The 18,169-nt window shown below is 66.7% G+C and carries 19 protein-coding genes; 11 read left to right on the forward strand and 8 right to left on the reverse strand.

The window, feature by feature from the left end; translation table 11 throughout:
• Positions 1-40: 40 nt before the first annotated feature.
• The gene (locus ACE039_RS06935) at positions 41-907 is read left to right on the forward strand and encodes an ABC transporter ATP-binding protein (RefSeq protein ID WP_233213798.1); all 867 of its coding nucleotides are present in this window, start codon (positions 41-43) and stop codon (positions 905-907) included.
• An 82-nt stretch (positions 908-989) separates the two neighbouring features.
• Positions 990-2,258 carry a phenylacetate--CoA ligase family protein gene (locus ACE039_RS06940; protein WP_105555866.1) on the forward strand — a complete coding sequence of 423 codons (1,269 nt, stop codon included), beginning with the start codon at positions 990-992 and terminating at the stop codon, positions 2,256-2,258.
• Positions 2,259-2,266: 8 nt separating this feature from the next.
• On the opposite strand, the gene ACE039_RS06945 is transcribed toward ACE039_RS06940, so the two are convergent.
• From ACE039_RS06945 to ACE039_RS06960, 4 genes are read right to left on the reverse strand one after another with little or no spacing between them, the layout of a single operon-like run.
• Positions 2,267-3,514 carry an NAD(P)/FAD-dependent oxidoreductase gene (locus ACE039_RS06945; RefSeq protein WP_448712175.1) on the reverse strand — a complete coding sequence of 416 codons (1,248 nt, stop codon included), beginning with the start codon at positions 3,512-3,514 and terminating at the stop codon, positions 2,267-2,269.
• 18 nt (positions 3,515-3,532) lie between these two features.
• Positions 3,533-3,952 carry a DUF6691 family protein gene (locus ACE039_RS06950; protein WP_313461274.1) on the reverse strand — a complete coding sequence of 140 codons (420 nt, stop codon included), beginning with the start codon at positions 3,950-3,952 and terminating at the stop codon, positions 3,533-3,535.
• Between the two features lies 1 nt (position 3,953).
• Positions 3,954-4,385, reverse strand: coding sequence for a YeeE/YedE family protein (locus ACE039_RS06955; RefSeq protein WP_485821982.1), 432 nt, complete (start codon positions 4,383-4,385; stop codon positions 3,954-3,956).
• On the reverse strand, positions 4,382-4,717 hold the full coding sequence (locus tag ACE039_RS06960; RefSeq protein WP_105555862.1) for an ArsR/SmtB family transcription factor: 336 nt from the start codon (positions 4,715-4,717) through the stop codon (positions 4,382-4,384). The genes ACE039_RS06955 and ACE039_RS06960 overlap by 4 nt, the downstream gene beginning before the upstream one ends.
• Before the next feature lie 100 nt (positions 4,718-4,817).
• Between ACE039_RS06960 and ACE039_RS06965 the strand changes: the two genes are divergently transcribed.
• The 4 genes from ACE039_RS06965 to ACE039_RS06980 all read left to right on the forward strand — a co-directional run bounded on the left by ACE039_RS06965 (position 4,818) and on the right by ACE039_RS06980 (position 8,157).
• On the forward strand, positions 4,818-5,672 hold the full coding sequence (locus tag ACE039_RS06965; protein WP_448712169.1) for an MBL fold metallo-hydrolase: 855 nt from the start codon (positions 4,818-4,820) through the stop codon (positions 5,670-5,672).
• Between the two features lie 85 nt (positions 5,673-5,757).
• A complete protein-coding gene (gene pap, locus ACE039_RS06970) occupies positions 5,758-7,224 on the forward strand; it encodes a polyphosphate:AMP phosphotransferase (RefSeq protein WP_485821983.1) in 1,467 nt (488 codons plus the stop codon).
• 22 nt (positions 7,225-7,246) lie between these two features.
• A complete protein-coding gene (locus ACE039_RS06975) occupies positions 7,247-7,696 on the forward strand; it encodes a GNAT family N-acetyltransferase (protein WP_485821984.1) in 450 nt (149 codons plus the stop codon).
• Positions 7,693-8,157 (forward strand): HIT family protein, encoded by a 465-nt coding sequence (locus tag ACE039_RS06980; RefSeq protein ID WP_448712163.1) that lies wholly within the window; start codon positions 7,693-7,695, stop codon positions 8,155-8,157. Before ACE039_RS06975 ends, ACE039_RS06980 begins: the two co-directional genes overlap by 4 nt.
• A 51-nt stretch (positions 8,158-8,208) precedes the next feature.
• Here ACE039_RS06980 and ACE039_RS06985 read toward each other — a convergent pair whose 3' ends face one another.
• Both ACE039_RS06985 and ACE039_RS06990 read right to left on the reverse strand, forming a co-directional pair.
• Positions 8,209-9,363, reverse strand: coding sequence for a glycosyltransferase (locus tag ACE039_RS06985; RefSeq protein ID WP_485821985.1), 1,155 nt, complete (start codon positions 9,361-9,363; stop codon positions 8,209-8,211).
• Positions 9,344-9,736 carry a hydrogenase gene (locus tag ACE039_RS06990; RefSeq protein ID WP_485821986.1) on the reverse strand — a complete coding sequence of 131 codons (393 nt, stop codon included), beginning with the start codon at positions 9,734-9,736 and terminating at the stop codon, positions 9,344-9,346. The genes ACE039_RS06985 and ACE039_RS06990 overlap by 20 nt, the downstream gene beginning before the upstream one ends.
• A gap of 301 nt (positions 9,737-10,037) precedes the next feature.
• Here ACE039_RS06990 and nhaA point away from each other — a divergent pair, with 301 nt between their 5' ends.
• Positions 10,038-11,285: a Na+/H+ antiporter NhaA gene (nhaA, locus tag ACE039_RS06995; RefSeq protein WP_485821987.1), complete on the forward strand. Its 1,248-nt coding sequence runs from the start codon at positions 10,038-10,040 to the stop codon at positions 11,283-11,285.
• On the opposite strand, the gene ACE039_RS07000 is transcribed toward nhaA, so the two are convergent.
• Entirely contained in the window at positions 11,282-11,992 is a 711-nt protein-coding gene (locus ACE039_RS07000; protein WP_485821988.1) for an N-acetylmuramoyl-L-alanine amidase family protein, read from the reverse strand. The genes nhaA and ACE039_RS07000 overlap by 4 nt on opposite strands.
• 273 nt (positions 11,993-12,265) lie before the next feature.
• Here ACE039_RS07000 and tenA point away from each other — a divergent pair, with 273 nt between their 5' ends.
• The 4 genes from tenA to ACE039_RS07020 all read left to right on the forward strand — a co-directional run bounded on the left by tenA (position 12,266) and on the right by ACE039_RS07020 (position 17,138).
• Entirely contained in the window at positions 12,266-12,928 is a 663-nt protein-coding gene (gene tenA, locus ACE039_RS07005; RefSeq protein ID WP_485821989.1) for a thiaminase II, read from the forward strand.
• 53 nt (positions 12,929-12,981) lie between these two features.
• Entirely contained in the window at positions 12,982-13,743 is a 762-nt protein-coding gene (locus tag ACE039_RS07010) for a uracil-DNA glycosylase (protein ID WP_485821990.1), read from the forward strand.
• Between the two features lie 279 nt (positions 13,744-14,022).
• On the forward strand, positions 14,023-15,822 hold the full coding sequence (locus ACE039_RS07015; protein WP_105555852.1) for a DEAD/DEAH box helicase: 1,800 nt from the start codon (positions 14,023-14,025) through the stop codon (positions 15,820-15,822).
• A 107-nt stretch (positions 15,823-15,929) separates the two neighbouring features.
• Positions 15,930-17,138: a class I SAM-dependent methyltransferase gene (locus tag ACE039_RS07020; RefSeq protein ID WP_485821991.1), complete on the forward strand. Its 1,209-nt coding sequence runs from the start codon at positions 15,930-15,932 to the stop codon at positions 17,136-17,138.
• A gap of 30 nt (positions 17,139-17,168) precedes the next feature.
• Here the strand turns inward: ACE039_RS07020 and ACE039_RS07025 are convergent.
• On the reverse strand, positions 17,169-18,169 hold a 1,001-nt coding region (locus ACE039_RS07025), incomplete at its 5' end, for a tRNA nucleotidyltransferase/poly(A) polymerase-related protein (protein WP_485821992.1).

Consider the following 18,169-nt stretch of genomic DNA (forward strand, 5'->3'; position numbering starts at 1 on the left):
CCCCCCCCCCCCCCCCCCCCACCACGCCGCAGGAATCGTCATGACCGCTGCAACAACTGCCGCCTCTACCGCTGCACCCGCCGCTTCCCCCGCCGCCGACGCGCCCAAGGTGCTGCTCGACGTGAACGGGATCGAGGTGATCTACAACCACGTCATCCTGGTGCTCAAGGGCGTGTCCCTGCAAGTGCCCGAAGGCAAGATCGTGGCGTTGCTGGGCGCCAACGGCGCTGGCAAGACCACCACTTTGCGCGCCATCTCGAACTTGCTCAAGGGCGAGCGCGGCGACGTTACCAAGGGCCATATTCAATACCGCGGCCAGCGCATCGAAAGGCTGTCCCCGTCGGAACTGGTCAAGCGCGGCGTCGTGCAGGTGATGGAAGGCCGGCATTGCTTCGCCCACCTCACCATTGAAGAGAACCTGCTGACGGGCGCCTACACCCGCAGCATGAGCCGCGGCGACACCGCAGCCGCGCTGGAGCGCGTCTACCAGTATTTCCCGCGCCTGAAGCAGCGCCGCAGCAGCCAGTCCGGCTATACGTCGGGCGGCGAACAGCAGATGACTGCCATCGGCCGCGCCCTGATGGCCAACCCCAACATGATCCTGCTGGACGAACCGTCCATGGGCCTGGCCCCGCAGATCGTGGAAGAAATTTTCGAGATCGTGCGCGACCTGAACCAGCGCGAACGCGTGAGCTTCCTGCTGGCCGAACAGAACACCAACATCGCGCTGCGGTATGCCGACTACGGCTACATCCTGGAAAACGGGCGGGTGATGATGGACGGCGCCGCGCTGGACCTGGCCCAGAACGAGGACGTGAAAGAGTTTTATCTGGGCATTTCCAGCGGCGAAAGAAAGAGTTTCCGCGACAACAAGTTCTATCGCCGCCGCAAACGCTGGCTGGCCTGATCCCTGGAGCGGCAGCGCCGGTGTGGACCGGCGCCCGGCCGGCAACGACACCGCAGTACGGCACACGAGAGGGTGCGATCCCATGTCCGAGTTTTTCGATGTTCTGGAAACCCGAGCGCCCGAGCAACGCGAGCGCGAGCTGATGGCCGCCTTGCCCGGCGCGATCACACGGGCGATGGCGCGCGCGCCGGCGATCGCCGAGCAGCTTCGCGGCATTGATCCCGCCACCATCACGTCGCGCGCGGCGCTGGCCCGGCTGCCCGTGCTGCGCAAGCACGAACTGCTGGAACGCCAGCAGCACAGCCGTGACGATGCGGCGACGCCCGCCGGCCCCGCCAAGGCCTTTGGTGGATTCTCGGCGATCGGCTGGGGCGAAGCGATGCGCGTGTTCGCCTCGCCCGGCCCCATCTACGAACCGGAAAGCGTGCGCGCCGACTACTGGCGCTTCGCTCGCGCCCTGTACGCGGCGGGCTTTCGCGCCGGCGAACTGGCGTACAACTGTTTTTCCTATCACTTCACGCCGGCCGGCTCCATGATGGAGACGGCGGCGCATGCCGTGGGATGCACGGTCTTCCCCGGCGGCACGGGCCAGACCGAACAACAGGTGCGCGCCATCCAGGACCTGGCGCCCAGCGGCTACACGGGTACGCCCAGCTTCCTGAAGATCATCCTGGAGAAATCCGACGAGCTGGGGGTGAAGCTGGATTCGCTGCGGCGCGCACTGGTGTCCGGCGAGGCCTTCCCGCCGTCGTTGCGCGACTGGCTGGCGGCCCGCGGCATCGAAGGCTACCAGGCCTACGGCAGCGCCGACCTGGGCATGATTGCCTTCGAGACGCCCGCCCGCCAGGGACTGGTGCTGGGCGAAGACATCATTGTCGAGATCGTGCGCCCCGGGACCGGCGAGCCCGTGCCCGACGGCGAAGTCGGCGAAGTGGTCGTCACCACCTTGAACCCCGACTATCCGCTGGTGCGCTTCGGCACCGGCGACCTGTCGGCGGTCATGCCCGGCATCTCGCCGTGCGGGCGCACCAACACGCGCATCAAGGGCTGGATGGGGCGCGCGGACCAGACCACCAAGGTGCGCGGCATGTTCGTGCATCCGTCGCAAGTCGCCGACGTGGTGCGGCGCCATCCTGAAATCCTGCGCGCGCGCCTGGTCATCAGCGGCACCACCGGATCGGACCGCATGGTGCTGAAGGTGGATGCGCGCGTGCGCGGCGAAGAGCTGTCCCAGCGTATCGCCGACTCCGTGCGCGACGTGACCAAGCTGCGCGCCGACGTGGAATGGGTGGACGCCGACGGCCTGCCGAACGACGGCAAGGTCATCGACGACGTGCGCACCTACGAGTAGCGCCTCGCTTAGTTGCCCAGCGGCCGCGCGAGCCATTCGCGGCCGCGCAGCATGCCGTTCCAGTAGATCCACGGCAGCAACGTGGCCTTCAGGAACCAGGCGCTCTTGCGGGGCACGGTCGGGTCCAGCGGAAACGTAGGCAGCAGTTTTCCGCCATAGCCGAACTCGGCCAGCACGATACGGCCGCGCTCGACCGTCAATGGGCATGAGCCATAGCCGTCGTAGGTGACCGGCATGGCGTGGCCTTCGCGCAGGGCGATCAGGTTTTCGGCCACGGTGACGATCTGCTTGCGCGCGGCGGCCGCCGTCTTGGCATTGCTGGTGCTGATGCCGTCGCCCAGGCCAAACACATTGTCGAAACGCACGTGGCGCAAGGTGCCGGGGTCAACCTCGCACCAGCCTGCCGCATCCGCCAGCGCGCTGTCGCGCACCACGTCGTGCGGCACTTGCGGTGGCACGGCGTGCAGCATGCCGAAGGACTTCTCCACGCGGGACACGGCGCCATCGGCGCCCTTCCTGTCGAACCAGGCCTTGCGGGCCGGGCCGTCCACCGCCACCAACGTAGAGTTGAAGGCCAGATCGATGCCATAGCTTTCGACGTAGCGCATCAGCGGCGGCACGAATGCCGGCACGCCGAACAGCGCCGCGCCGGCCAGGTCGAATTCGACCTGCATGCGACCCAGCACGCCAACGCGGCGCCAATGATCGCAGGCCAGGTACATGGCCTTTTGCGGCGCACCTGCGCATTTGATCGGCATGGCGGGCTGGGTGAACAGCGCCTGCCCTTCTTTCATCGACCGCACCGATTCCCAGGTGTAGGGCGCCAGATCGTAGCGGTAGTTGGAGGTGACCCCGTGTTTGCCGAGCGCATCGGACAGGCCGTCGATCTTGTCCCAGGCCAGCCGCAGGCCAGGACACACGATCAACTGCTGGTAGGTCACGCTGCCACCGTCCGCCAGCCGTACCCGGTTCGCTTGCGGCTCGAATCCCGCCGCCGCCGCGTGCAGCCACGTGGCGCGCGACGGCATCACCGAACGGGTCGGGCGCACGGTCTTTTTCACGTCGAACGCACCGCCGCCCACGAGCGTCCACGCGGGCTGGTAGTAGTGCTTGTCGCTGGGTTCGATGACGGCGATGCGCAGGTCCGGCCGGCGCCGCAGCAGGCTGGCGGTCACGCCGATGCCGGCCGCGCCCCCACCCACCACCACCACATCGAAATCAGCGGACGCCTGTGCTGCCGACGGTGCTTGGGGCATGTCTGTCTCCGCGCCGGTCTACCGGCTGTTGAAATGTTCGAACGCCGAGAATATCCCCATGCCGGCCAACATGGCGGCTACGAAGATCAACGCCTCGGTCACGCCCGCCGAAGCGGCCACCAGTGCAGGCCCCGGACAAAATCCCGCCAGCCCCCAGCCCGCGCCGAACGCCAGGCTGCCGGCGGCCAGACGCAGGTCGATGCGGGTGGCCGTGGGCCAGTGCATCGGCTCGCCGGACGCACTGGCGCGGCGGCGGCGCAGCACGGCGAAGCCTGCCGCCGTGACCAGCACCGCGCCGCCCATCACGAACGCCAGCGACGGATCCCAGTCGCCCGCGATATCCAGGAAGCCCAGTACCTTGGCCGGGTTGGCCATGCCCGACACGATCAGGCCCAGCCCGAAGACCAGGCCCGATGCAAAAGCGATCAACGCAATCATGTCAGCCCCCTGCCAGATGTCGCACGGCATACACCATGGCGAAGCCCGCCGCCATGAAAAAGGCGGTGGCCGCGAATGACCGCCGCGATCCGCGCGACAGGCCACAGACGCCGTGGCCGCTGGTGCAGCCCGATGCGAAACGGGTGCCGATGCCCACCAACAGGCCGGCGACGATCAGGCGCGGCGTGCCCGCGTCCACGGTGACCGCCGGCAGCGCCGCCCCCAGCTGGTACACCCACGGCGACGCGCACAGGCCAAACAGGAACGCCACGCGCCACAGGCTGTCGCGCTGGGGTGGCAGCAAGCCGCCAAGCATGCCGCTGATGCCCGCGATGCGTCCCGCCCCCGCCATCAGCAGCACGGCCGCGGCGCCGATCAGCAAGCCGCCCGCCGTGGCGGGCGCCGGTGTGAAGGCGGCCCAGTCCAGACTCATGCTAGTGACTCCAGCGCGCGGCCGCAGTACAAACTGGATAGCGTTTTCATGACCTGGCTGACTTCAAAACTGGCCATTTGGTAGTACACGTACTTGCCGTCGCGGCGCGTCGTCACCAGCCCTTCGTCGCGCAGCACGCCCAGTTGCTGGGACAACGTCGGCTGACGGATGCCGGTCAACGATTCCAGTTCACCGACGTTGCGTTCCTGCTGCACCAATTGGCACAGCAGCAGCAGGCGGTCTTCGTTGGCCAGCGCTTTGAGCAGTGCGCAAGCCTGGGCGGCGGATTCTCGCAGGACGGCAAGTTCGCATTCGGTCAGGGCGGCATTCATAAGGCGGATAGACAGGTCGTACAGAAGCCAATCATTATATTGACGGATAAATTATCAAACAATATTATTTAAATATATATATTGTTATCAGCGGGCGGCCATGAATCCCCACGTACAAGCGTTTTTCGATCCCGTCACCGCCACGGTCACCTACGTCGTGCACGACGGCAGCGTCTGCGCGATCATCGATTCGGTGTTGGACTACGACCCCAAGTCCGGACGCAGCAGCACCGCCAGCGCCGACCGCGTGGCGGCCTACGTGCGCGAGCAAGGGCTAACCGTCCAATGGCTGCTTGAAACGCACGCCCATGCCGACCACCTGTCCGCCGCTCCTTACCTGCAGCGGCAGTTGGGCGGCGTCATCGCCATCGGGCAGAGCATCCGCACCGTGCAGGGCGTGTTCAAGCAGATTTTCAACCTGGAGCCGGAATTCCAGCTGGACGGCTCGCAGTTCGGCCACCTGTTCGCCGACGGCGAAACCTTCCGCATCGGCGCGCTGGAAGCCACCGCGATCCACGTGCCGGGGCACACGCCGGCCGATATGGCCTATCTGGTCGGCGACGCCGCGTTCGTGGGCGACACGATGTTCATGCCTGACGTGGGCACGGCCCGCTGCGACTTCCCCGGTGGCGACGCACACGAGCTGTACCGATCGATCCAGCGGCTGCTGCGCCTGCCCGGCGACACGCGGCTGTTCATGTGCCACGATTACCCGCCCCCGGCGCGCGAGGCCCATTGGCAGACCTCGGTGGCCGAACAGCGGGCCGCCAACATCCATGTTCATGACGGCATCAGCGAAGACGACTTCGTCGCGATGCGCACCCGGCGCGACGCGACCCTGTCCATGCCCACCTTGATCCTGCCCGCCATCCAGGTGAACATCCGCGCAGGCCATCTGCCACCGCCGGAAGACAATGGGGTGCGTTACCTGAAAATTCCCATCGACGCGCTCTGACCGGGCGGCCTTGCCGCACTTGCGCGCCGGGCGCTTATCCCGCAAGATCGGCCGAACTACCGATTGCCGATCAGACGGATCCCTCATGTTCGCAGAAGCCGAAAAAGACCCCAGCCTTTCCAAAGAGGAATTCAAGCCGCTGGAAGCGAGGCTGCGCGTCGCCCTGCTCAACGCGCAATACCGGCGCCTTGAACAAGCGGACAAGACGCTGCTGATCGTAGTGGCGGGGATCGACGGCGCCGGCAAGGGCGCCACGGTCAACCTGCTGAACGAATGGATGGACCCGCGCCACATCAAGACACTGGCATACGGCCCGCCGGAAGGCGACGAGCAGGACCGCCCGCCATTCTGGCGCTATTGGAAAGACCTGCCGCCCAAGGGCAGCACCGGCATCGTGTTCGGGTCCTGGTACGCGCCGCTGATCATCGAAGCCGCCCGCAAGAAGCCCGATCACGAAGCCATCGAAGCGCGCGCCGCCGCGATCCGCCGCTTCGAGGCGATGCTGGCTGCCGAGGGCGTGCAGATCGTCAAGCTGTGGTTCCACCTGTCGTCCAAGGCGCAAGAAGAGCGCGCGCAGCGGCTCCTGGCCAGCCCCGAGACATCCTGGCAGGTCAGCCCCGTCGACTTGAAGGTCTACAAGAAATACGACCGCATCCGCGCCGGCGGCCAGGTCGTGGTGAACCATACCGACAGCGGCCACGCGCCCTGGGTGATCATCCCCAGCGCTGACGAGAACATGCGTTCCGCCCGCACCGCCGAAGCCGTGTTGACGGCGATGCGCCAGCGCGGCGTGCCCCGCATCCCGCAGTCGTTCCTGGCGCATTCCACGACTACCCGCATCGTCGACCGGCTGGGTGAACTGGATTACGACGCCCGCGTCGACAAAGCCGACTACGAGTCCGAACTTGGCTTGCTGCAAGGCCGGCTGGCGCGTGCGGCCCGGTCCAGTAAATTCCAGGACCGCTCCCTGGTGCTGGTGTTCGAAGGACAGGACGCAGCCGGCAAGGGCGGCGCCATCCGGCGTGTGACCCACGCGCTGGACGCCCGGCAGTTCGACATCACCCCCGTGGCGGCGCCAAACAGCTACGAGCTGTCGCGCCCCTACCTGTGGCGCTTCTGGCGCCAACTGCCGCGCCACGGCCGCGTCGCGATCTTCGACCGCTCGTGGTACGGCCGCGTCCTGGTCGAACGGGTCGAGAAGCTGATCGCGCCCGCCCACTGGCGCCGCGCATATGCCGAGATCAACGACTTCGAGGGACAACTCGCGGCAAGCGGCGCGATCGTACTGAAATTCTGGCTGGCCGTGACGGCCGACGTGCAGTTGGAACGCTTCAAAGAGCGCGAGAAATCGCCGTTCAAGAATTTCAAGATCACACCCGACGACTGGCGCAATCGCGATAAATGGAAGGAATACGCGGCGGCAACCAACGAGATGCTGGCCCGTACCGATGTGGCGCACGCGCCCTGGCATCTGGTGTCCGCCAACGACAAGCGCTACGCTCGCCTTCAAGTGCTGCGACACGTCGTCGAAGCGATGGAAAACCAACTCTGAACCTCACAGGAGGCCCTGCGCCATGAGCACCGCCGATATCCGCCCCATCGTCGCCGCCGACTTCGAAGTCTGGCTGCCCTTGTGGAAGGGCTACCAGGATTTCTACCGCGTCAGCATCGACGACGCCGTCACCCGCAACACCTGGGCCCGTTTCCTGGACCCTGCCGAACCCATGCACGCGGCGCTTGCCTATGAAAGCGGCCGGGCCGTCGGCATGGTGCACTGGACTTTCCACCGGTCCACCTGGACCGCGGGCGACTACTGCTACCTGCAAGACCTGTATGTGGACCCGGACGTGCGCGGCACGGGCGCGGGCCGCAAGCTGATCGAACACGTCTACGCGCAGGCTGCGGACAACAATTGCGCCCGGGTGTACTGGCTGACCCACGAAACCAACGCGACTGCCATGCAGTTGTACGACCGCATCGCGGACCGCTCCGGCTTCATTCAGTATCGCAAGGTGCTGGCTTGAGCGCACGCGATCCTAACTGTCCCCTGTGCCAGGAAGACGGTGGCACGCTGCTGTGGCGCGGTCCGCACTTACGTGTGATCGAAGTCGCCGATGCCGACTATCCCGGCTTCACGCGGGTCGTCTGGAACGCCCATCTGGCTGAAATGACAAGCCTGTCCACGCATGGGCGAGACCTGCTGATGCGCGCCGTGTACGCGGTGGAAGAAGCGCAGCAAGCGGTGCTGACGCCAGACAAGATCAATCTGGCGTCATTGGGCAACATGGTGCCGCATCTGCATTGGCATGTCATTCCACGCTGGCGTGGCGACCGCCATTTTCCCGATCCGATATGGGCGGCGCCTCGTGTCGCGGCGGGATCGGAGCCTGCGGAATGGCGCGACCGCCAGGCACGCACGCAAGCCCTGCTGCCCCGCTACCGCAATCGCGTGATTGAAGCGATGAACGCGCTGCTTATGCACTGACCCCGGCATTGAACGCTGGCCCGGGCCGGCAGGTCCGGGGCCGGGTCCGCTTCAGCCCGCGCGCGCGGGCCGGCGCAGTTCGGCCAGCCAGTGCGTGTAGGCGTCTTCCACCAACCCTGCGGTGCGTTCCGCGGAGAACAGGCCCTGGCCCCGAATTCGTTCACGGCCCGCATCGCCCATCCGGCGGCGCATGGCCGGGTCCGCCAACAGCGTTTCCAACGCGGCGGCCAGCGCGGCAGGATCGCGCGGCGGCACCAGCAACCCGGTCACGCCGGGCTGCATGGTTTCCGGAACCCCGCCAACTTCCGTGCCGATGACGGGCACGCCCATCGCGGCCGCTTCGATGAACACCGTGCCCAGGGCCTCGCGATGCGTCGGCAAGGCGAACACGTCCAGGGCCGTCAGCACATTGCCGATATCCTGGCGGCGGCCGGTGAAATGCACCCGGTCCGCCAACCCTAGCGCCGACGCCTTCGCGCGCAGTTGATCGAACAGCGGCATGCCGTCGCCCACCAGGACCAGGTGCGCCGACGGGTAGCGCACGGACACCTGGTGGAACGCGTCGATCAGATCGCCATGCCCTTTTTCGGCCCGCATCACGGCCACGCAGCCCACCACCAGCGCATCCGGCGGCAAGCCCAGTTCACGGCGCACGCAAGCGCCTTCGCGCAGCTGCGGCAATACGATCGGAGAGTGGATGGTGGCGACCGACTCTGGCCGTGCCCCGCCGTCCAGCAATTGCTTTCGCACATAGCGGCTGACGGCAATGACCCGATGCGCCAGCCAGGTATAGGCGTAGAGGGAATTGATGGGTTTGGCCAGATGCCGCGTGCGCACGATCAACGGCGTGCCGGCCAGGCGCGCGGCCATGGCGGCCAGCACGGTGTCACGACGGCTGTGGGTGTTCAGCACATCGAAGCGCCCGCCCCGCAGCAGGCGCCGCACGAACGCCACGCCGCGCACGAAGTTGCCGGCGCCGTCCATGACGATGCGGTGCACGGTGAACCCGGCCTCGTCCAGACGGTCTCCCAGCTCTGCCCCGGGCTGGCAGACCAGCTCAAGGTGATGACCGCGGTCACGCATGGCGATCATCTCTTTATAAATGCAGAATTCCTGCCCGCCGAAAGACGTGGCGGCCTCGGTATGCAGAATGCGCAGACGGGCGCCGGCGTGGCCGACAGGCGATTCAGCGGGAATGTGCGTCATGGCAAGTACCCTCTGCGTCGTTAAGATCGTTCCCGTGGCGGTGCTGCAGCAGCAGGTAGGCTTCGAGATAGGTGACGTCGTCCGGCTCCAACGATGCGGCGGCCCGCGGCTGGCCGTCTGGCGCAGGCTCGGCCGCCGTCAGCTGATGCCCCGTCCATACGTGGATTCGGCCACTACGCGAAAGATCAAAGCGCGCGCCCTCGCGTTGCCATGTCAAAAGGCGCATGCTGGGCACCAGCCGCTGGAGCTGATAGCAGCCATGCGAAGGCTGGACGGCAGGCGCATCCAACGACGTTCCCACGTCGACCAGGCGCCTGGTGGCGCCCGGTTTTGCGGGCGTGTAGATCAGCACGGATAGGGAAGGCAGGGTCATGTGCTAGCCGTTGTCGCCAGGCGGCGTCGCTAGCCACGGACTGGTCAAAAATGGGTCGAAATACTCAAGAAAACCGGGTTTCTTGAAATTAAACGAAATATTATTTTACATAAAGAGACACCGAGCTTCGGAATTTAGCCGGAATCCCTTGGGGTGTCACCGCGTACTTGCCGCAATTGGGGCCGCCGCGTCTTGGCGATGCCGACGATTTTTTGCGCTAATTAGCATGAAATTCGCCGACGTTCGCCCGAATAGACCTGTCACTGATATTTGATTCAGCTAAAATTCAGCCTAGCCCGCCATGTTAACAAAATATGACCAAGGAGGCCCAGTGAACCAGCAGGTTCCGCCCCATTCCCGCCCCCCTTCATTCCTTCAGGCATTCCTGCAATCCGAAGCACTGGGTGGCTATGTCCTCATGGCCGCCGCCCTGGCCGCCCTGATCATCGCCAACAGTCCGGCCGCGCCGGTCTACTTCGATATGCTGGGCACCAAGCTGGGCTTTCAGGCCGGGCCAGTCGTGCTCAAGGAAACCGTGCTGCACTGGATCAACGACGGCCTGATGGCCGTGTTCTTCCTGCTGGTGGGGTTGGAAATCAAGCGCGAAGTGCTGGACGGCCAATTGCGCGGCGCCGCGCGCATCATCCTGCCCGGCATCGCTGCACTGGGCGGCATGGCGGCGCCGGCGCTGATCTACGTGCTGATCAACCTGGGCAGCCCCGACACCCTGCGCGGCTGGGCCATCCCCGCAGCCACCGACATCGCCTTCGCGCTGGGCATCCTGGCGCTGCTGGGCAGCCGCGTGCCGACGTCCCTGAAAATCTTCCTGACCGCGCTGGCGATCCTGGACGACCTGGGCGCCATCATCATCATTGCGCTGTTCTATACCTCGCAATTGAACGTCTTCGCGCTGGTCATGGCCGGCGCCTTGCTGGCTTGCCTGTTCTGCCTGAACCGCGCGGGCGTGCTGCGGCTGACCCCGTACCTGCTGATCGGCGCCGTGCTGTGGTATTTCGTGCTGAAGTCCGGCGTGCATGCCACCCTGGCCGGCGTGGCGCTGGCGCTGACCATTCCGCTGCGGCCGCGCAACGCGGGCAAGCCGGAGGTACATTCGCCGCTGCACGACCTGGAACACGTATTGCACAAGCCCGTGGCCTTGCTCATCGTGCCCATCTTCGGCTTCGCCAACGCCGGCGTGTCGTTTGCCGGCATGGGCTTGGCCAGCCTGGCGCAACCGGTGCCGCTGGGCGTGGCGCTGGGCTTGTTCCTGGGCAAGCAGCTGGGCGTGTTCGGCTTTGCCTGGCTCGCCATCAAAGCAGGCGTCGCCAGCCTGCCCCGGCATGCCTCGTTCACGCAGCTGTACGGCGTGGCGCTGCTGTGCGGCATCGGCTTCACCATGAGCCTCTTCATTGGCGCGCTGGCTTTTACCGATGCGGCCACCGTGGACGCCACCAAGATCGGCGTGCTGACAGGATCGCTTGCCTCGGCGGTGATCGGCTTCCTGCTGCTGCGCATGAGCAGCCCGCCGGCAGAACCCGCGTTGGGTTAGGGCTGCTGGCAGGCGCGGGCCCCGCGTGCGATGGCCTGCGCGGCCCGTTGAATGACTTCAGGGCGGGCCAGCCGGCGCTCTTCGTCCGGATTCACGATCACGCCCACCTCCACCAACACGGCGGGCATGGGCGCCGTCTTCAGCACGGCCAGACCGTCGAAGCGGTGCACGCCCAGCCGGCGGTCTATCAGCGGCCGGTTTTCGCCGGCGATGGGCTCCGCGTGATACAGCGAGGGCTTTTCCCCGGCTGCGATCAGCGCCTCGGCAATGGCGCTCGCGCAGCGCAGGCTCTGCGCGTACTTGGGATTGCGTTCGGACACGAACACGGCGAAGCCCGCGAACTCGCGCTGGCGACCCGCGTCGATGAACTGCTGCTGCATCGAATCGTGGTGGATCGACACGAAAAGATCCGCCGTTGGCGCCACCCGTGACCGCTTGCCCAATTCCACTTCCGCGCCATTGGCCGCCACCTGGGTCACGCGGTCGCCGGCGGCGCGTAGATCTGCTGCCACCAGGTTGCTGACGTCCAGGTTGTACAGGTATTCCACCCGCCCGCTGGCGCCCGTCGCGCCCGGCCGGCTGAGCGTGTGCCCGGTATCCACCACGATGTGCGCCGCCTGCGCGGGCGACCCCGCAAGCAGAACGCCGGCGCATAGCGCCACGCGAACCGCCGCACCCGAAAAAAGCTGGATGAAATCTGATGCCACGCCGATGACCGCCCGCAAGAAGTAAAGGCATCTGGAAGGATCCAGCCGCCGCAACGGGTCAGATATTACCGGCAAGCCGCGGTCGGATCGCCGGCCTGAACCCGACCGCGCGGACGGGGTTGCCGGCAAATCGGGCAGGCCCGCGAATTGGGCATCCGCGAAGCAGACGTGGTAAAGAAGGTTCGTGGTCAGCCACGGGAAGGTTCGTGGTCAGCCACGGCGGGTACAAGCAAGCACCGCGCGCAATAACCGCACGCAAATACAAGGAATCCCATGTCTTTCAGTTCTGACGCGTGGGCGCGCAACGCCGCGCTCTACGAAAAAACACGCGACATGCCGTTCAACCGGGAACTGGCCAGCGGCCAGCTCGACGAGAACGCATTCAAGCACTACATGATCCAGGACGCGCACTACCTGGTGGCGTTCGGGCGTGCCCTGGCGATCGCGGCCGCCAAAGCCGATGACGCCGACGGCGTGGTGCAGTTCGCGGATGCGGCCAAAGGCGCCGTCGTGGCCGAGCGGTCGCTGCATGCGGGCTTCATGAAACAGTTCGGCATCGATGCCGCCACCTTCGAGGCCACGCCGCTGACGCCCGCCAGCCATCACTACACCAGCTTCCTGATCGCCACCGCCTGGAGCGCGCCGTATCCGGTGGCGCTGGCGGCGCTGCTGCCATGCTTCTGGATCTATGCCGAGATCGGCCGCGAGATCCACGCGCACGCGGTGCGCCCCAATCCCTACGCGGCATGGATCGACACGTATGCCGGCGACGAATTCCATGCGTTGGTGCGGGCCGTGATCGCCTCGGTGGACCGCGCCGCCGAAACCGCCTCGGCGCACACCCGCGAAGCCATGCACCAGGCCTACACGCACGCCGCCCAGCTGGAATGGATGTTCTGGGATTCGGCCCACCGGCAGGCGGGTTGGCCAGTCTGATTCCGGCGGCGGGCCGCGTGTTCCGTCGGGCCGGCTATGCCAAAATCGCGGCCATGCCGATCGATAACCGCCTCGTTCCCCACGCCCTTGCCGCCCAGACGGCACAACTTCCCGACGCCTGGGCCGCCGCTTTCGCACACAGCACCGTCGCCGACGCGCTGGCCGCGATAACCGCCCACGTCGAACAACGCCTGACCGAGGGCGCCAGCGTCTATCCCGCCACGCCGTTCCGGGCACTGCACGGGCTGGCGCCGTCCGACGTGCGTGTCGTGATCCTGGGACAAGACCCGTACCACGGCCCCGGGCAGGCCCAGGGCCTGGCGTTCTCGGTGCCCGACGATTGCAAGCGTCCGCCCAGCCTGCGCAACATCTTCAACGAGATCGCGCAGGAATTTCCGGGCACGCCGGTGCCGCAGGGCAACGACCTGAGCCCGTGGGCGGACCAGGGCGTGCTGCTGCTGAACACCGCGCTGACGGTGGAAGACGGGCTGCCCGCTTCCCACGCCAAACGAGGCTGGGAAACCGTGACCGACGCGCTGATCTCGCTGGTTGCCCGCGACCCCTCGCCCAAGGCCTTCCTGCTGTGGGGCGCCCATGCTCAGGCCAAACGGTTGTTGCTTCCCGACAACAGCGGCCATCTGGTCCTGATGTCCAATCACCCCTCCCCGCTTTCCGCCCGCAGGCCCCCCGTGCCCTTTCTGGGTTGCGGCCACTTCCGGGCGACCAACGACTGGCTGGTGGACCAAGGGAAAAACCCTATTGATTGGGGACTGGACAAAAAAATAATTCCCCTGCAAGGCGAATTCGGGTTATGATCGTCGCACTGCACAAAAAGAGTTCGGCATTTACCGCCTTGATTTAGCGGAATTTTTTGCAGTCTGCCGGGCAGCCTACGCCCCGGCCCCATGCCGAACTATCATCGATTCCTGACCTCCTTTCCTTTCGCCCTGCGTTCCACTCTGTATACGAGAACGCGCCACGCGCACGGTTGATTCGGTCGGCACGATGCTCCATCAACCGTCGCCTGGATCCGGCCGCCTAATCCCCTGGCCCGACCAAGCACTGCGTCGCATTGATTGCGGCAAGGGAAAGTAATGTCTTTCGAAAACCTGGGTCTTGCACCCGCTCTGTTGTCGGCCGTTCAAGAAGCTGGCTTCAGCACCCCCACCCCCGTCCAAGCCGCTGCCATTCCGCAAGCGCTGGCCGGCCACGATTTGATGGTGTCCGCGCAAACGGGTAGCGGCAAGACCGCTGCCTTCATGCTGCCGGCCCTGCACCGCATTGCCCAGATGCCCGCCAACAAGGGCGTCGGCGTGCAAGTGCTGGTCCTGACCCCGACCCGCGAATTGGCCCTGCAAGTCACCGAAGCGACCGATATGTATGGCCGCAAGCTGGCTGACCTGCGTACGGCGACCGTCGTGGGCGGCATGCCTTACGGCGCGCAACTGAAGGCACTGTCGCGCCGCGTTGACGTGCTGGTCGCCACCCCCGGCCGCCTGATCGACCACCTGCAATCGGGCCGCGTCAAGCTGAACACCGTGCACACGCTGGTGCTGGACGAAGCCGACCGCATGCTGGACATGGGCTTCATCGAGGATATCGAAACCATCATCAGCCGCCTGCCGGAAGACCGCCAGACGCTGCTGTTCTCGGCCACGCTGGACGGCACGATCGCCAAGCTGGCTGCGAAAATGATGCGCGACCCGCAACGCATCGAATTGGCCGGCGCCAAGGAAAAGCACACCAACATCACGCAAAGCCTGCTGTACGCGGACGATGCCAGCCACAAGATGCAGCTGCTGGATCACGTGTTGCGCGATGCCAAGCTGGACCAAGCCATTGTCTTCACGTCGACCAAGCGCGGCGCCGATGACCTGGCCGACCGCCTGGCCGACCAAGGCTTTGCCGCCGCTGCCCTGCACGGCGACATGAACCAGCGCCAACGTACCCGTACGCTGTCGCAACTGCAACGCGGCCAGCTGCGCATCCTGGTTGCCACCGACGTGGCCGCCCGCGGCATCGACGTGCAAGGCATCAGCCACGCCGTCAACTTCGACCTGCCGATGCAAGCCGAAGACTACGTGCACCGTATCGGCCGTACCGGCCGTGCCGGTCGCAGCGGTCTGGCGTTCACGCTGGCAACGCACTCCGAGCGCCACAAGGTCCGCCGTATCGAGCACTACATCGGCCAATCGATCACCCCTGAAGTGATCGCCGGCCTGGAACCGAAGCGCACGCCGCGTCCGTCCGCAGGTGGCAGCGGCGCCCCGCGCGGCGGCAAGCCGTTCGGCAAGCGTCCTGGTGGTTTCGGTGGTTCGCGCCATGAAGGCGGCGGCTACCAAGGCAACCGTGACGGCGCACCGCGTGAAGGTCGTTCGTTCGCCCCTCGTGACGGCGCCCCGCGTGGCGAGTTCAAGCCGCGTGAAGGTGGTTACCAGGGCAACCGCGACGGCGCACCGCGCGAAGGCGGCTACCAAGGCAATCGTCCTTTCGGCGACCGCCCGGCACGTTCGTTCAGCGACCGCCCCAGCTTCGGTGATCGTCCCCAGCGCGAAGGCGGCTACCAGGGCAATCGTCCCTTCGGCGACCGTCCCCCGCGTGAAGGCGGCTTCCGTGGCGGCGACCGCGATGCGCGTCCCAGCTTCGGCGGCGATCGTCCCAGCTTTGGTGACCGCCCCCAGCGCGACGCCCGTCCGTTCAGCGAGCGCGCTCCCCGTGACGCCCGTCCGAGCTTCGGTGATCGCCCCAGCTTTGGCGACCGTCCGCAGCGTGAAGGCGGCTTCCGCGGCGGCGATCGTCCTGAAGGCGGTTTCCGTGGCGCCAAGCCCTCGTTCGACAAGCGCCCCGGCGGCCCCGCCAAGCGCTTTGCCAAGCCGGCCGACCGCCGCGGCTAATTCGCCCGCTTGACCCCCAAACAAACCCCGCGCCCGTCGCGGGGTTTGTGTTTTCAGGGTGGCAAATGCGCGCAGCGTGACCGTTCTTTTTTTGGGAAAATGCGGCTATGACCACGCCTTCTTCGACCATGCAACGCCCCGCCCCCGCCAATCTTCCCCCGCTGTCCGCCCCCGCCCGCGAACACCGCGACGCCACCGCCGCGCACCTGCGCGCCGCCATCGCGGCCAACGGCGGCTGGCTGCCGTTCGACCACTGGATGGCAGAGGCCCTGTATGCGCCGGGCCTGGGCTATTACGCTGCCGGCAACGTCAAGCTGGCCGATGGCGAGGACGACACCAAGGCGCCCGCCGGCGACTTCGTCACCGCGCCGCAATTGACGCCGTTGTTCGCCCGCACGATCGCCCGCCAGGCGGCCCAGGTGCTGGCCCAGACACAGACGCAGGCCGTGCTGGAATTTGGCGCAGGCACCGGCGCGCTGGCCGAAGGCGTGCTGCGCGAGCTCGATGCGCTGGGCCTGCCCCAGACGCGATACCTGATTTTGGAAGTGTCCGCCGACCTGCGCGCCCGCCAGGCGGCGCGGTTGGCGCCTTTCGGCGACCGCGTGCAATGGCTGGACGCGCTGCCCCATGCGTTCGCTGGCTGCGTGCTGGCCAACGAGGTGCTGGACGCCATGCCCGTATCGCTGTTCTCGTGGGATGCGGCGGGCGCCGTGCAGGAACGCGGCGTGGCGCTGGATGCGGACGGCGGCTTCGTCTGGGCAGACCGGCCTGCCTCGCCCGCGCTGGCTTCAGCCGTTGCCGCACGCATGCCGGCGCTGCCCGGCTACGTGTCGGAAATCAATCTGCAAGGCGAGGCCTGGATCGCCGCCATGGGCGGTTGGCTGGAACGCGGCGCGGCGTTGCTGGTGGATTACGGTTTTCCGCGCAGCGAGTACTACCATCCGCAGCGCGCGGGCGGCACGCTCATGTGCCACTTGCGGCACCACGCGCACGGCGACCCCTTCGCGGCCCCGGGCTTGCAGGACATCACCGCGCATGTGGATTTCACCGCCATGGCCGATGCGGCGCTGGAACACGGACTGCAGGTGCTGGGCTATACGTCGCAGGCCCGCTTTCTGATGAACGCCGGGCTGATGGACCTGCTGGCGCAACTGGATCCGTCGGACGCCCAGCAGTACGCACAGGCCGTGGCGCCCGTGCAGAAATTGTTGTCGGAAGCCGAAATGGGCGAACTCTTCAAGGTGCTGGCCGTGGGCCGCGGCATGACGGCGCCCCTGACGGGGTTCTCGCGCGGCGACCGATTGGGCAAGCTGTAGCCGCGGATTCGCGCCGCCGGGCGGGCGGTTTCAGCCTGCCCGAAGCTGGTCCAGCCGTGCCTGGCGCACGCTGTCCTTGATGCGGGCGGGATCGCCCGCGCAGGCCCGGGCGATGGCACCAGCATCCACGCCGCGCACGGCATCCGCCCGCGCCCGCCACGCCGCCATGTCCACCGGCTGCAACACCGAAGCCGTTTTCAACAGGTCGAAAAACCGCTCGGGCTTTCGCAGCGCGTCCGCACGTTCCATCAGCGCCAGCTGTGCGTCCGGGCCGCCCGTTTCGGCCGCATCCAGACCCGCCAGCACGTCGGGCAGCAAGCGCGCGTAGTCATTGCATTCGGTGGGCACCCGCATGCGCCGGCCCAGCGCGTCGCGGTCTGGCGTCAGCCGGCACAGCAAGGCGTAACGCCCCGCCAGCGACAACGGCAGGGCCGCGGCGCGGTCCACGTCGGCGCCAACGACGTCCACCCCTTGCAGTTCGGGCATCACGCGGGCCAGCGCGCCGGAATCTTGCAGCACGCCCAGCATTCGCGACGGTTTCTTCGCCATCAGACCGCGCGACAGTTCCTTCCAGACCCGTTCGGCCACCAGCGCGTCGGCCTCGCCGGCCTCGACCATGCGGCGGCACAGCGCCAGCGTTTCGGGTGCCACGGTGAAATCATCGAAACGCGCCGCGAACCGGCCCAGCCGCAAGATGCGCACCGGGTCTTCCTGGAACGCCTCGCCCACATGGCGGAACACGCGCGCCCGCACGTCGGCTTCGCCGCCCAGGGGATCGACGCGTTGGCCGTCCCGGGTCTGGGCGATCGCGTTGACGGTGAGGTCGCGGCGGCGCAGGTCTTCTTCCAGCGTCACGTCGGCGCCGGTGTAGAACGTAAACCCCTTGTAGCCGCGCCCGGACTTGCGCTCGGTGCGCGCCAGCGCGTATTCCTCTTTGGTGCGCGGATGCAGGAACACCGGAAAATCGCCGCCGACCGGGATGAAACCACGGCGCACCATGTCTTCCGGCGTGGCGCCGACCACGACCCAGT

This window comes from Achromobacter maghribensis (assembly GCF_057334215.1).